This window comes from Embleya sp. NPDC005575 (assembly GCF_040605455.1).
GTDB lineage: Bacteria > Actinomycetota > Actinomycetes > Streptomycetales > Streptomycetaceae > Embleya.
In genome coordinates this window covers 1-13,529 of the sequence record NZ_JBEXCV010000064.1, presented here as the reverse complement: position 1 = coordinate 13,529, position 13,529 = coordinate 1, and the positions used below count along the sequence as shown (strand labels likewise).

At 71.3% G+C, this 13,529-nt stretch carries 12 protein-coding genes; 5 read left to right on the top strand and 7 right to left on the bottom strand.

Annotated elements, in window-relative coordinates; all coding sequences use genetic code 11:
* Positions 1–140: 140 nt before the first annotated feature.
* Positions 141–971, top strand: coding sequence for a helix-turn-helix transcriptional regulator (locus tag ABZS54_RS21955; RefSeq protein WP_355538476.1), 831 nt, complete (start codon positions 141–143; stop codon positions 969–971).
* A 31-nt stretch (positions 972–1,002) separates the two neighbouring features.
* On the opposite strand, the gene ABZS54_RS21950 is transcribed toward ABZS54_RS21955, so the two are convergent.
* A complete protein-coding gene (locus tag ABZS54_RS21950) occupies positions 1,003–2,172 on the bottom strand; it encodes a winged helix DNA-binding domain-containing protein (RefSeq protein ID WP_355538473.1) in 1,170 nt (389 codons plus the stop codon).
* 165 nt (positions 2,173–2,337) lie between these two features.
* Here ABZS54_RS21950 and ABZS54_RS21945 point away from each other — a divergent pair, with 165 nt between their 5' ends.
* A complete protein-coding gene (locus ABZS54_RS21945) occupies positions 2,338–2,880 on the top strand; it encodes a hypothetical protein (RefSeq protein WP_355538470.1) in 543 nt (180 codons plus the stop codon).
* Here ABZS54_RS21945 and ABZS54_RS21940 read toward each other — a convergent pair.
* The 4 genes from ABZS54_RS21940 to ABZS54_RS21925 form a co-directional block, all read right to left on the bottom strand.
* Positions 2,817–4,196 carry an acyltransferase gene (locus tag ABZS54_RS21940; protein WP_355538467.1) on the bottom strand — a complete coding sequence of 460 codons (1,380 nt, stop codon included), beginning with the start codon at positions 4,194–4,196 and terminating at the stop codon, positions 2,817–2,819. The genes ABZS54_RS21945 and ABZS54_RS21940 overlap by 64 nt on opposite strands.
* 324 nt (positions 4,197–4,520) lie before the next feature.
* On the bottom strand, positions 4,521–5,570 hold the full coding sequence (locus tag ABZS54_RS21935) for a hypothetical protein (protein WP_355538464.1): 1,050 nt from the start codon (positions 5,568–5,570) through the stop codon (positions 4,521–4,523).
* On the bottom strand, positions 5,567–7,264 hold the full coding sequence (locus ABZS54_RS21930) for a prenyltransferase/squalene oxidase repeat-containing protein (protein WP_355538461.1): 1,698 nt from the start codon (positions 7,262–7,264) through the stop codon (positions 5,567–5,569). The genes ABZS54_RS21935 and ABZS54_RS21930 overlap by 4 nt, the downstream gene beginning before the upstream one ends.
* 276 nt (positions 7,265–7,540) lie before the next feature.
* The gene (locus ABZS54_RS21925; protein WP_355538458.1) at positions 7,541–7,834 is read right to left on the bottom strand and encodes a YciI family protein; all 294 of its coding nucleotides are present in this window, start codon (positions 7,832–7,834) and stop codon (positions 7,541–7,543) included.
* A 269-nt stretch (positions 7,835–8,103) separates the two neighbouring features.
* Between ABZS54_RS21925 and ABZS54_RS21920 the strand changes: the two genes are divergently transcribed.
* On the top strand, positions 8,104–8,607 hold the full coding sequence (locus ABZS54_RS21920; protein WP_355538456.1) for a DinB family protein: 504 nt from the start codon (positions 8,104–8,106) through the stop codon (positions 8,605–8,607).
* A gap of 106 nt (positions 8,608–8,713) precedes the next feature.
* On the opposite strand, the gene lipB is transcribed toward ABZS54_RS21920, so the two are convergent.
* Together lipB and ABZS54_RS21910 are read right to left on the bottom strand one after the other, a co-directional pair.
* On the bottom strand, positions 8,714–9,385 hold the full coding sequence (gene lipB / locus ABZS54_RS21915) for a lipoyl(octanoyl) transferase LipB (protein WP_355538453.1): 672 nt from the start codon (positions 9,383–9,385) through the stop codon (positions 8,714–8,716).
* Positions 9,367–10,101 carry a class I SAM-dependent methyltransferase gene (locus ABZS54_RS21910; protein WP_355538450.1) on the bottom strand — a complete coding sequence of 245 codons (735 nt, stop codon included), beginning with the start codon at positions 10,099–10,101 and terminating at the stop codon, positions 9,367–9,369. The genes lipB and ABZS54_RS21910 overlap by 19 nt, the downstream gene beginning before the upstream one ends.
* A gap of 264 nt (positions 10,102–10,365) precedes the next feature.
* Between ABZS54_RS21910 and ABZS54_RS21905 the strand changes: the two genes are divergently transcribed.
* Positions 10,366–11,169 (top strand): enoyl-CoA hydratase, encoded by an 804-nt coding sequence (locus ABZS54_RS21905; RefSeq protein WP_355538447.1) that lies wholly within the window; start codon positions 10,366–10,368, stop codon positions 11,167–11,169.
* 282 nt (positions 11,170–11,451) lie between these two features.
* A partial coding sequence (locus ABZS54_RS21900; RefSeq protein WP_355538444.1) for an AAA family ATPase occupies positions 11,452–13,529 on the top strand: 2,078 nt, incomplete at its 3' end.

Below are 13,529 nucleotides of genomic sequence, written 5' to 3'. Positions count from 1 at the left end.
CGCACCCGCGGCCCTCACCCAGAGCTCGCGTTTTCCTGGGTCTGCTCGTACCACCTTCGTGGACCGGGTCGGCGAGTCGCGAGTACCGGCGGGTCACGGCGCCGGCTCCGGGGCGTGAAGACAGGCTTTAGAGTCCGGACATGAGTGATGCGTCGTTCGAGCAGCTTGGTGACTTCCTTCGTGCGTGTCGGGCCCGGGTCGGGCCCGAGGAGGTCGGGTTGCCGGTGTTCGGGCGCAAGCGTCGGGTGGCCGGGCTGCGGCGCGAGGAGGTCGCGCAGCTCGCGGGCGTGAGCGTGGACTACTACGTGCGGCTGGAGCAGGGCCGGGGGCAGCACGTCTCGGATGCCGTGTTGGATGCGATCGGGCGCGCGCTGCGGCTGGATCCGACCGAGTACGAGCACATGTGGGATCTGGCCCGGCCGACCCGGGTGAGTGCGCGGCAGGTCGCGCCGTCGACGGCGCGACCGGGCGTACAGGTGCTCCTGGAGCGGATCGACGCGCCGGCGTTCGTCCTGGGCCGGTGCATGGACGTGCTCGCCTGGAATCCGGCCGCCGACGCGGTGATGGGGCTCGGCGCGATGGCGCCGCACGAGCGCAACATGGCGCGGCACACGTTCCTGTCCCCGGACGCGAACCGGTTCTACCCGGATTGGGAGCGGGTCGCCGCCGACACGGTCGCGTTCCTGCGCCTGGACGCCGCGCGGCACGCCCACGACGCGCGCATGGCCGCCCTCGTCGAGGAGTTGTCCGCCGGCAATCCGCGCTTCCGGCCGCTGTGGGACGCCCACCAGGTGGCCGAGAAGACGCACGGCACCAAGCGCCTGCGCCCCGCCGACGGCAGCGTGCTGGACACCGCCTACGAGAGCCTGTCCTTTCCCGGCGACCCCGACCTTTTGCTGATCGTCTACACCACCGCGCCCCGCACCACGCGCCCCGACGCCGAGTTGTCCGCGAGCGCCGCCCGGCACTGAACCCGGCGCCGGCGGGCGGGCGATGCCGCGGCTATCCGCTCAGCTCCCGCTCCAGGGGGACACGGAAGCGGGGTGTCACACACGTGCCCGCCATCCACGAGGCGTGCCGAGCGGCCTCGGCCGCGATGGCCTTCGTCGCCTCCGGTGGGAGGTCGACCAAGGTCTGCCAGACCACCTCTCCGTCCGCCCGCGTGGCCCACCCACCGACGACGCGGCCGTTCCACCACACGGTCGGGCCGATGTTGCCCATCCGGTCGAACAGGCGCTCGCGCAGCTCGGGCGTGATGTACCAGTCCCGCTCCTTCCAACCCATCGGCGTGGCGTCCAGCGCCGGCAGCAAGGCCGCCCACGGCTCCGGCGCCGGGCTCGGCCCCTCGTCGCCGGGCAGCACGTAGCCCACGCTCCCGTCGTCCAACGCGACCTCCACCGCGCGCACCGCCGCGAGCGCGTGTCGGGTGTCGGCCTGCGTCCAGCCGGTCCACCACTTGACGTCGGCCGGCCTCCCGGGCCCGAACGCGGCCAGCCATCCGCGCACCAGTTCGGCCTTTGCCTCGGTCTTGCCGGTCTCCGGCAGCGGTGGTGCGATGGCGTACCGGAACCGGCTGGACAACCACGACCCCTGCGGCCTGGTCCGGACGATCCTGCCCTCGCAGGAGAGCGTGAACAGCAGTCGCGTGGACACCCCCTGGTTCGCCTCGTACGGCTTGCCGATCGACACCCGGATCTGGGTACGCAACCGCGGTACCACCTCGCCCAGTTGCATCGCCGTCGCCTCACCCAGCTCGGTGAGCGCGGCCACGGTGGCGGCCTCGACCTCGTCCAGCCACGCCTCGTCGTAGCCGCCCGACGCCAGGAACTGGAGCATCACCCGGCGCTGCGTGATCGCGACCGCGTCGGTGCTGGAGCGCTGCACCACGTGCATCAGCTCGCGCGGGACCACGTAGACCGTACGCCGCATGCCGGGCATCCGGACCAGGGACCTGTCGTCGTAGAGCGCGCGTTCGACCTCGGCCATCGACGGCTTTGCCAGGCGTGCGCAAATGGACACGTACACCGTGGCGGGGTCGGTGGCGTGCAACAGGAGCACGGCGCGGGCCGCGTCCTCCGCGTTCGCGGCGCGCGCGCCGGCCGCCAGCCGATGCCGAATACCCAAACGCGCTCGTCGTTCATCGTCGCTGATCCGTGGCAACGCAGAGGTCATGCGCCGACCATAGGGGTCCGGTACGACATGTGGCCGGGAATCATACGGCGCGGCGATTCCGGATCGCTTTACCGTGACGGGGTCGGTACACGGAAGAATCGAGTACCGAGTAGCACCTGCCGAGTTCCTCCCCGTACCACCGCACGTCCGTGTGAAGGAGTCACCATGCCGTCTGCGGGATCGCCCCGGTTCGATTGGCGTCGAATGACGCTCGCCCGCAGGGCGGCGAGCGCGGGTGGCCCGCGCCCGCCGAGGGCCGGGAACGGTCTGGTGATCGGGGCGGTGATCGTCGGGGCGATCGTGATCCTGGCGTGGTGGTTGTTGTCCTCCGGCGGGGGCGACAACGGCAAGAAGTCCGCCTCGGCGACGGCGCTGCCCAACGCGTCCGGGTCGGCGAATCCGTCCGCGCGCGCGAGTGGCTCCTCGGTGCCCTCGCCCACCTCGACGGTCAAGATGGCGGTCATCGCGCGCCAGGCGATCGGCCTGGAGATACGTGAGAAGCCGGGCAAGGGCAAGACCATCGCCGAGGTGAGCGCGGGCACCGAACTGACCGCGACGTGCCGGGCCAAGGGCGCGAACGTGTACGGCTGGCGCGGCGGCAAGAGCGATCAGTGGGTGCTGGTGACCACCGGCCAGGGCGCGGGCTACGCGCCCGAGGCGTGGTTGGAGACCACCGGGTCGGCGAAGGACGTGCTGCCCACCTGCTGACCCGGCGCCGGCACGGGCCGCCGGGGAGACCGCGCCGACCGGGCCGACCGTCGGCCCGGCGCCCGCTCGCGGCCGATCAGCCACGGGCTCAGCGGGGTCCGCGCGATCAGCCAGGCGAATCCGGCGGAGGCGATCGCGACCACGGTCACCAGTACGGCGGTGTCGACGGGGGGCGACCACGGCAACGCGGCGACGAATCCGTTCAGTTCCAACCACCGCAGGATCATCGGGTGCACGAGGTAGACACCGAAGGCCAGTTGCGCCCCGCGCGCGGCAACGTGCCGACCCGGGATCGGCGTCCGCGCGCGCTCCCACCGGGTGGCGAGGGCGTACAGCGCGAGCACCGCGACCGGCCCCCACAGCAGGCTCACCGGCTGGGTGGCGATCGAGGCGGTCGCGGTGTCCCGGCCCGCGGCCACGGTGTGCCGGTACCACGCGTAGGTGAGCGCGAGCATCGCGAGCGTGCCGACCCCGATGGTCCGGGTGTGACTCATGACCCATGCGTGGAAGGCGTCCAGGTGCACCGCGGCGAGCGCGCCGGACAGCACGAAGAAGCCGTAGGTGGTCAGCAGCATGCCGCCGTGGATGCGATACCACTCCAGCGGACCGCTCAGCGGCGCCTCGTGGAACAGCACCACCAGTGCCGCGAGTTGCCCGATGCCGGCGACCGCGAGCAGCAGCAGGTGTCGGCCGGCGCAGGCGCGGACGAGCCTCAGCAAGAGTGGGAGGAGTACGGCGATCTGGAGGGACACGAGCAGGAAGTACAGGTGGTACCAGGACCCGCCCCAGACGATGCCGCCTCGCAGATCGGCCAGCGCGCCGGGCAGGTCGTGCCAAATCCGCGCGTGGTCGCCCAGCACCCAGTAGGCGGTGGACCACAGCAGATACGGGACACCCAGCAGCTTGAACCGCTTGGTGAGGAAGGCGCCGACCCGCAGTGGGCGGCCGTAGGCGCTGTGGAAGAGCACGAACGTGCTGACGAAGAAGAACACCGCGCGCGTCGAGTGCAGGACGAGTTGGGTGAACGCGGGGCCCTCGCCCGGGAACGGGTACGTGACGCCGATGACGTGCACCACGATCACGCACAGGAAGGCGACGTCACGGATCAGGTCCACCCGGTGCAGATGCGGCCGGCGGCCGGCCGCTTGCGGGCCGGTCGTGCGCGGGCCGGTCGTGGGGTTCGGTATCCCCGCCCGCTGCGGGGCGGTCGGCTCGCCGACCTCCGCGCCTGCCGGGCGGCCGGGCGCGGGTGCCGGTGCGATCGTCGGCCGGGCGCCCCGGGTCCGCTTGTCGTAGGTGTCGAAGGAAAGGGCCATCAACGAGCGCCTGCCCCGAAACCGGCGATCACCTCGCCGCGAGCCCGCCGATTTCGCCGGGGTACGACGGGCGGTCGCGCCGTCCGTGCGGGGTGCGAGCCGGATCGAACCGCAGGACGCGGGGTGCCACAACGCGGAAAGTCCATGTAGGCAGCATGGACGTGCTACATGAGTGAATGATTAAAGCCGCCCCGAAGACCCCTTGACGTTGTGTCAGGTTCGGGCAAAGTCCGCCGACGCGCGGAAGGCGCGTCGGCGGGTGGATCGGTTGGGCGTCGGGCCCGGCAGAGCGCGGTATCGGGTGGGCGTCGGGCCGGATGCCGCTCACCTGCCCGGCTGGGGATCCGGAACGAACACGGCGCGGTCCCGGTGAAAGGTCATGGTGCCGGCGGTCGAGCCGTCCCAGCCCAGTCCACCGGGTTCGTAGCGCTTGCTGACGGTGGCCCACCACAGGTTGGACGTCATCACGTGGCCGACCTCGTCGAGGTAGGCCCGCATTCCCGGTTCGCCGCCGTGCGGGCCGGTCATGATGCGATCGCGCAGGTCGAGGAACTTGCGTTCGGTGGCGTCGATCAGCCCGCAGATCTTGTTCATCGCGCCTTCGAGGTCGAGCCCCTCGGCCTCGCCGAGGTAGTAGACCAGGTTCACCCGGTCGTCCATGACCAGTTCCTTGCGGTACGAGACCAGGTCGTTGATCAGCGTGTACCCGTCTATCGCCGTGTCGTGGATGGCCACCATCTCGGCGGTTCGAAACGCCTCCTGGGACAGTGCCACGCCCGGGACGCCCTCCTCGGCGAAGCCGAACAACCAGCGCACGCCCAGACTGTGCCGGCGGTCGTCCATGTATGTGTCGTAGTCGGATATCCCGGCGTCGCGCCAGCTCTCCAGTTCGGTGGTGAAGCCGTGTGCGAAGTCCTCCATGTAGGAGACGAAGCGAATCCAGCGGGCGGGAGGCATGCGCTCGCGCAGCCAGGAGAAGTCCTCGCGCAGCGGGGTCGAGCCGTCCCCCCAGCCGAGCAGATCGGACATGAAGCGGCCGAAGACGTTGCGGGTGGCGAACGAACTGCCGCCCAGACCCGCCTTGTCGACCAGGCTGTTCTCGATGCCGATCAGGTAGTTCATCACCTTGGCGGTGGTCAACGCGAGTTCGTAGTCGGCGTGCGGAACGGACAGCGACACCAACAGCGTGCCGTCCACGTTCTTGTCGATCCGAGCCGCGTCGCCGGCGTATGCGAAACCCAGGTGGCGGTGCGCCCACCAGCGGGATTCGCGCATCAGACGGTCGGTCTCGGGATGGAACGTCATCGGCAGCAGGTTCGCGAGCTTCGGCAGGTGAAAGCTGATCGGGAGGTCGACGACGGTGGGTGTGCTCACGCCGGGCTCCTTTCGCCGGTCTGCGTCGGAGTGTTCCTGCCCCCGCTGCGCGATCCGGCGGTGCCGGGTGCGGGGGCATGCAGAGCTGTGGGGTGCGCCGACGACGCGCCCGAGCCACGCGGGGTGCCTGCCGGGCGGTGCGATCGCAGGGCGAGTCGATTGCCGAGGTGGCCCAGGGCCAGCAGGGTGAAGTGGTCGGCCAGGCACGGAATCGCGTACAGGAACGGCCTGGTGCCGAGCATGTCCGGTACCGAGTCGATCCCGCCGTCGCCGCGTTGCGCGCTCAGCAGGTGCTCGACGCCGCGCGCCACCGGGCGCGGGTCGTTTTGCCGACACAGCGCGATCAGAGCGTACGCGGTGCTGATCGCGTCGCTGGGATCTCCGGGTTGCTGGCCCCAGCCGCCGTCCGAGTTCTGCCCCTCGCGGATGGCGACGAGCGCCCGCTTGACGGTGGCCCGGTAGGCGTCGGGGCCGCAGGCGTCGATGGCCAGCAGGGCGCGGAAGATCGCGTGATAGCGGCTGCGGCTCCAGTCCGGTTCGAACGTGCCGTCGGGGTGCTGCGCGGCGGCCAGGAACCGACGCCCGGCGATGATCCGTTGTACGTGTCGCGACGCGCGCACGCTCAGCGCGTTGACGGCGGCGGCGGTCATGCACGCCTCCGACGGCGCGCCGGCGATATAGGTGGGGAATCCACCGTCCGGGCCCTGGTAGGACCACAGCGCGCGTAGGCCGGCATCGATGGTGCGCCGGTAGCGCACCGGGTCGGTCGCGTGCAGGAACTCGATCGCCACCGAGGTGTCGTCCACGTCGGCGAGCACCGCCGCGTCGGTGTACGACCAACCGCCGCCCGACCGTTGGCCCGCCGCGAGGTGGTCGCCGATCCGCCGGCGAACGTCGTACGGGGCGCCGGACGCATCCAGCGCGACGCCCGCGGTGACCGCGCACCACGTGTCGGTGTCGGTCACGAACGGCACTCCGCCGTCGTCGCGTTGGTGGGCCAGCGCCTTGGCCACGCCGTTGACGAGCAGCGCGTCCAGGTACGGCCGGGCGGCGAGCGCGTGCAGGACCAGCAGGTGCACCAGGATGTTGCCCTCCCAGACCCCCGGTCCCTGCTGGGTATCCACGAGCAGGCGCAGTTCGGCCGGGCCGACCTCGTCCGCGTGACCGCTGAGATCGGCCAGCGCGACCTTGAGCGCGACGGTCTGTACGTGCGCCCACGGGTGCAGGTTGCCGGTGTCGAACGCGCGCGGGTCGAACGGCCGGCAAGCGGCCCGACGCGGTGGGCCGAGCAGGGCCAGAACGGTCTCCAGCATGACCCGCTTGCGGGTATTGAGGAACGCCGGCGCCCGCTTGAGAAAACGGTCGAGCAGGTCGCCCGCCCCGTGTTCGCAAGGATCGCCGACGTGGCGTAAAGCGATCGTTGCGAGTAACCGATCCAGGGGTTCGGCACTGTGGAGACAATCAGTCAGAAACCCGGCAACCCGACGGTGGTGATCGGCCTCGATACCGGTGCGCTCCAAAAGGCGCAGCAGCAGCGCCGATTCGAGCACACGGCTGCGGCACGGACCGCGCACCGCGCCGTCGGGGCAGACCGAATCGGCGACCCGTCGACGCAGCCGGGCGGTGGCCACGGGCAGTTCGGGTACGAACAATTCCGCAGGCCACCCCGGCAACCGGGTATCTCGCACGCGCATCGGTCAGCGCCTCCCCCACACGTCCTGTCGCAAGCTGTGCCGTTGTATCCGGTGTACCCGGGTTTGGCGCCGCGCGGGGAATGGGTGCTGCGGTTGAGTTACCCGGCGCGCAACGCACGCCCCGGCATGTGGACGACCCCCATCGCCCGAACCGGGTGTGTGCTCAACACGAAATCACCCGAAGGCGTGAATGCGGAAGCCTGTACTCGTTTGTTGTCTGAATTGGTAAGTAATCGCCATCAAATGTGCTGGAAATGAACGGCTATTGACGGCACTTCAGACCGTCGGGATCAGCCCTTCGAGCCCGGGAGCGGTCCGGGTGGGCGCGAATTCGACAACGTCGTACGTCGCCGCGCCTTCGCGCCGGAACGGGTCTTCCGCAAGCACGGCGTCGAGCGCGGCCCGATCCGTGGCGCGCGCCAGGATCACCCCACCGGTACGGGGTACCCGGCGGCCGGAAGCCAGCAACGTGCCGGCGGCGTAGTGCCGATCGAGCCATTCGAGGTGCGCGGGCAGGAGCGCGTCGATGTCCTCGATGGGGGCAACGTAGGTCAACGTGATCACGAACATGCCCCGATCGTAGGCCGTGCCGGATCGAGCGTGCTCGGACCCGGACCCCGGGGTGCGATCCGGTCCGGCGGTCCACGCCGGCCGCACCGTGGAACCCGACGGAATCTCCGACACGGATCACGCCACCACCGTGCGCGTCCTCCGGCGCGTGATCGCGAACCTCACCGGCCCCAGGGCGGGCCGGTGGCGTTCGCGGGGAAATGTTTTGTTCGGGCGGGGTCGGGTGGCCATTCTCGGCGCATGATGACTCCCGAGACCAAGGGCTGGACGTGGGTACTCGAGTCGGCGTGTCCCGACTGCGGGCTGGACACCCCGGCCGTTCCGCCTACCCGAACCCCGCCCTGACCCGCGCGAACGCCGCGGCGTGGCACGAGCTGCTGGTCTCCGGCGGTGACGAACTGCGCATCCGGCCGAACCCGGCCACCTGGTCTCCGACCGAGTATGCGTGCCACGTCCGCGACGTGTTCGTCCTGTTCGACGAGCGACTGCGGCTGATGCTGACGCAGGACGCCCCGGAATTCGCGAACTGGGACCAGGACGCGACGGCCGTCGAGTCGCGCTACGCCGAGCAGGACCCGGTACGGGTCGCGGCCGACCTCGCGGCGGCCGGCGCCACGCCGGCCGACGCGTTCGCGGCGGTGGCCGAGGACCAGTGGGCCCGTACCGGTACCCGCAGCGACGGCACGATCTTCACCGTCGAGTCCTTCGCGCGCTACTTCATCCACGACCCGGTTCACCACCTGTGGGACGTCACCGGCGTCCGCGCCGACTGACCCGGCTTCGGCTGCCGGCTCGACCGACCGGGCACCGACCCGGCGGCCGGATCCCCTCCCCGCACCCGACCGGGCGGGCGGCGAGGTTCCGGCGGCGCGTGTGTCCCTAACGGCGGGTGAGTTCCTTGGTGAGTGCGGCGGCCACCGCGTCGCGCACCGCCGACTCGGGCGGTGTCGCGCGGCCGGTTTCGGCGGCGAGCTCGGCCAGTGACGTCATCGTCGTGTCCGGGAGCGCGCACGCGGTGAACGTGGTGAACGCGCTCAGGTCGGGGTCGATGTTGAGCGCGAAACCGTGGCTGCTGACGCCGCGTCGGATCCGCATTCCGATGGACGCGAGCTTGCGGTGGTCGGGCGTCCAGATGCCGACCAGGCTCGACGCGCCCGCCGGCGTCTCGCGCCGGATCGCCGGGAAGCCGAGCGTGTCCAGTGCGGCGAGCAGGCCGTTCTCCACCCGGCGCACCAGATCGCCGGCCCCGAGCGCCCGCAGGTTCACGATCAGGTAGCCGATCAGCTGGCCCGGCCCGTGATAGGTCGCGTGGCCACCGCGGTCCACCTCGACCAGCGGGATCGGCGACTCCGGATCCGGGAGATCGGCGATGGGGGTGCGCGCGCTGTACGTGATCACCGGCGGATGGGTGAGCAGGAACAGCCGGTCGGGGGCGAGATCCTGCTGCCGCTCGGCGACCCAGCGCGCCATGTCGACCTGCGCAGTCGGGTACGCCACCGCGCCCAGGTCGACCCGTACCGGCGCGGCCTCGTTCATACCCTGTTTGTGCATGGCGCCGACACCTGCCCCGCGGTCGTGCCAGTGGTCCGGCGCCAACGCATCGCGGAGGCGAAGGACAGGTCGACGAAGTCCGCGCCCGGGAAGACCTCGCCGTAGCGGTCCCGGTACTGCGCACGGGTCAGATAGTGATCCGACATCAGGTGGTCCAGCCACGCCGCGCCGGTGCGGAAGCGGTACAGCCACCAGGCGTCCCTGGCGCGCATGCGACGCAGGTCGTGGATCAGTTCGCGGGCGGCGCCGGCGATGTACTGCCGGCGCGTCGCGTCGGGCACGGTGGTCACGTTGTCGACCAGGACGATCTCGCCGCCGGGTCGGACCAGCGATTTCAGGTGCGCCAACGCCGCGCCCAGGTCCGGGAGGTGATGCAGGGTACCCATGCTCAGCACCAGGTCGAAGCCCTCGCCGTCATGGACGTCCGTGAGCGAGGCGACCTCGTAGCGGATCCGCTCGTGTCGACGTCTTACCCGCGCGACCTCGATCAGCGGTGCGCTCAGATCCGCGGCCAGCACCTCGCCATAGGAGCCGGCCAGCGCCAGCGCGTGTCGGCCGGAGCCGCAGCCGGCGTCCAACGCACGGTCGCCGTTCAGTTCGAGCCCGGCGAGCCACTCGCCGAGGGGGTCGCACAGTCCCGCATAGCGGTCGTAGTCGCCCGCGAAGGCGTCGAAGAGCCGCGGATCGGCCTTGAGCGGTTTCATTGACTTGGTCAAGAATGGCTTGCGTGTCCCGAACCACGTACGGGTCCCGAACCAGGTGCGCACCGCCGACCAGGCACGCGCCCCGAACCGTCGACGCGACGCCGAACGTTTCGCGTCGGCCGGCTCGCGGCCGACCGCCCGGTCGGCGATCGGGCGATTCGTCCCGATCAACGGCACCGGAACCGGATTCGCGCTCTTCGGTTCCCCGGTCGCCCGGCCCGACGCCGTGCGACTCGAAGCCCTTAGCCCCTCAATCATGCCGAGGATGACGCCCCCATGTCCTTCGTACTCGTCGACAAGCCCCGCCCCCATGTCACGCTCATCACCCTCAATCGACCGGACCGCATGAACGCCATGGCCTTCGACGTCATGGTCCCCTTTCGTGAGGCTCTGGAGGCCGTGAGCGCCGACAACGATACGCGTGTCGTCATATTGACCGGTGCCGGGAGGGGCTTCTGTTCCGGCGCGGATCTGGAGAATTCCGGCCGCATCCCCGGCATCAAGGGTCTGACCCGAACCAGCATCGCCCGTCGTTCGATGGAGATCCTGGACGACGTGATCCTGGGGCTGCGCCGGATGCACCAACCGGTGATCGGCGCGATCAACGGCCCCGCGATCGGCGGTGGCTTCTGTCTCGCCACCGCCACCGACATCCGAATCGCCGCCGACACGGCCTACTTCCGGGCGGCCGGCATCAACAACGGACTCACCGCGAGCGAGCTCGGAATCAGCTATTTGCTCCCCCGGGCGATCGGGTCGTCTCGGGCATTCGAGATCATGTTGTCCGGACGGGACGTGGACGCGACCGAGGCCGAGCGGATCGGGCTGGTGTCGCGCGTGGTGTCGGGCGAGAAGTTGCTCGACGACGCGTACGAACTCGCCGAGCGAATCATCGGGTTCAGTCGAGTGGGGGTGGAAGTGACCAAACGGTTGCTGTGGTCCGGCATGGAGGCCGGCAGCATGCACTCGCACATGGACCACGAGGGACACGCCCAGTTGTACGTGCGACTGACCACGGAGAACTTCGAGGAGGCCATTCGGGCCCGCAAGGACAAGCGGCGGCCGGAGTACAAGGACTGACGGACATTCAGCCGCTCTTCGGACGGGCCCTTCGGACGGATCTTCGAACGCCTTCAACCGAAAGACTGACGGATATTCAGCCGGATGCCGGCGTGACGCCGACCCGATGTCGGTGTCACATGTCCGTAATTACTTGGTCCGGACTCCACACGTTGAGTGAATGTTGAACATGTGTTGACCGGGAACGGGCAAGCTCAGGCTCATAGTGCGGCGGTCCGGCCGAATCCGGCGGGGCCGCCGGCCACACCACGGGGGTGTGAGCGAGATGCGAGGAGAGTTTCCGTGCTTCACGGAAGGAACGACGAACTGGCCGCCGTCACGGCACTGCTGCAACGGACGCGCGCCGGTGACGGCGGAGCCGTCGTGCTGCGCGGGGCCGCGGGGGCGGGCAAGACGACGCTCCTGGCCGAGGCGATGTGGGAGGCGAAGGGGATGACCGTCCTGCGGACGGCCGGCCCTCGCGGCGGCGGCGCCCTCCCCTACACCGCGCTGCGCCAACTGCTCGCCGACCTGCACCCGAGGATCGGCCGCCTCCCGCACACCCGGGCCCAGGCGCTGCGCATCGCACTCGGCCTGGCTCCCGGCGCGGCCGATCGCGGCGTGGTGGCCGCGGCGGCCTGCTCGCTGATCCTGATCACCGCCCGGGAACAGCCGGTCCTGGTCCTCGTCGACGACGCCCACTGGCTCGACGCGGCCTCGGCGGCGGTCGTCTCCTACATCGCGGGACGTGCCGAGGGCCTGCCGATCGCCGTCCTGCGCGCGACGCGGGAGGGCGCGACCGCGGACCCGAGCCCGGCAGCGACGAAGTCGGTCGTGGGCAGCGCGGTCGTGGGCGTGGACGGCCCGACTGCGGGCGAGGCGGGCGCGGCAAAGGCGCCTGCGTCGGGCGCGGGCGGCCGGATCGCCAATCGGGCGGGCGCGGCATCGGCCGAGGGCGTAGGCGGTGCCATGGTCGGCAGCGCGGCCGGCGGGAGCGGGGTGGAGCCCGCGGCAGCCGAGCGGGCAGCCTCTGGTCGCGGGGGCGTCGACGGCTCGGCCGCGGGCAGGGCGGGGGGCAGCGGCCTGCTCTTCGGCACCGACACGGACGCCGATCCGACGGCCCGCGCGGCGGAGCCCTGGGCGAGCCGCGCGACTGCGGATACACGACGCGGTCGGCCGGAAGGTGGCACGGCGGACGGTGTATCCCGGGTCGCCGGCTCCGCAGAGCAGGTAACGACGGCCGGGGGCGACGAAGTCGGCGCTGCGACCGAGCGACTCCCGGACGGTTCCGGGCAATTCGACGCGGGTACGTCAGCTCGGGCGGTGCCCGAGACCGCCCGGGGCGCTGCCGGGGCGGGGGCGCCCCGGGCGGATTCCGGTGCGGCGGTCGCCGGTGCGGACGTGCCCTTCGCGGCGCTGCCGGAGGAGGCTCGCCGGCTGCTCGCGTTGGCCGCGCTCGAACCGGCCGCCGACCTGGACCAGTTGGCCGTCGCCGGTCGGCGGATCGGTATCGGGCGGGGCGCTCGGCTCGCGGTGTTGCGGGCCGGCCTGGTCGACGCCGCCGAACACCGGGTGCGATTCCGGAGCGCGGCGGCGCGCGAGGAGGTACGTCGCTCGCTCAGCGCTGCGGAGCGCCGCTCACTGCACGGGGCACTGGTCTACGCTGCGAGCGGTGCTCTCGCCTATCGGCGACCGTGGCACCTGGCCGCGCTCGCCGCCGGCCCCGACGCCGACCTCGCCGCCGCCCTGGAAGCCGGCGCCGGCCGCACCCGCCGCGAACTCGGCGCGGGCGCCGCCGCCGCGACCTGGGAGCAGGCAGCCCGACTGACCTCGGATCGCCCGGTGGCCCGCCGCCGCTACGTGGCCGCCGCATACGCCGCGTGGGAAGCCGGCTTCCCGATCCGCGCGCGCACCCTGCTCGACACCGCCGACGCCACCGACCTGGACGGCGTCGCCGACGAGGGCAGCTCGGCGCACTCCTCCGGCACCGCGATCCGGCTACGCGCCGCCCTGCGACACGCCGAAGGACACCGCTCCGAAGCGGGAGCACTGCTCTTGGAAGCGGCCCATGGTCGCGCCGCGCTCCTGCTCGCCGCGACCGGCGCCGCATGGGAGGCAGGCGACCGCGCCCGGACCACCCAGGCCCGCGCGGCCCTGTCCGCGCTCCCCCTGGACGCCGACGACCCGCTGCGCACCGTCGTGGCCGCGCTCGGCGCCGACGGCGTATCACCCGCGATGGTCGCGCCGGCCACCCGGGCCCGGCTGTACGGCCTGGGTATCGCACTGTGGGAGGTCACCCCGCTGGCGGTCCACGCGGCCGCCACCGACCAGGCCGCCTACGAGGTCCTCCTCGACGAGGCCGCGGTACTGCGCACGCACGG

Coding starts and splice junctions, on each gene's coding strand:
- ABZS54_RS21955 (WP_355538476.1), top strand. CDS start 141: ATGAGTGATGCGTCGTTCGAGCAGCTTGGTGACTTCCTTCGTGCGTGT.
- ABZS54_RS21950 (WP_355538473.1), bottom strand. CDS start 2,172: ATGACCTCTGCGTTGCCACGGATCAGCGACGATGAACGACGAGCGCGT.
- ABZS54_RS21945 (WP_355538470.1), top strand. CDS start 2,338: ATGCCGTCTGCGGGATCGCCCCGGTTCGATTGGCGTCGAATGACGCTC.
- ABZS54_RS21940 (WP_355538467.1), bottom strand. CDS start 4,196: ATGGCCCTTTCCTTCGACACCTACGACAAGCGGACCCGGGGCGCCCGG.
- ABZS54_RS21930 (WP_355538461.1), bottom strand. CDS start 7,264: ATGCGCGTGCGAGATACCCGGTTGCCGGGGTGGCCTGCGGAATTGTTC.
- ABZS54_RS21925 (WP_355538458.1), bottom strand. CDS start 7,834: ATGTTCGTGATCACGTTGACCTACGTTGCCCCCATCGAGGACATCGAC.
- lipB (WP_355538453.1), bottom strand. CDS start 9,385: ATGCACAAACAGGGTATGAACGAGGCCGCGCCGGTACGGGTCGACCTG.
- ABZS54_RS21905 (WP_355538447.1), top strand. CDS start 10,366: ATGTCCTTCGTACTCGTCGACAAGCCCCGCCCCCATGTCACGCTCATC.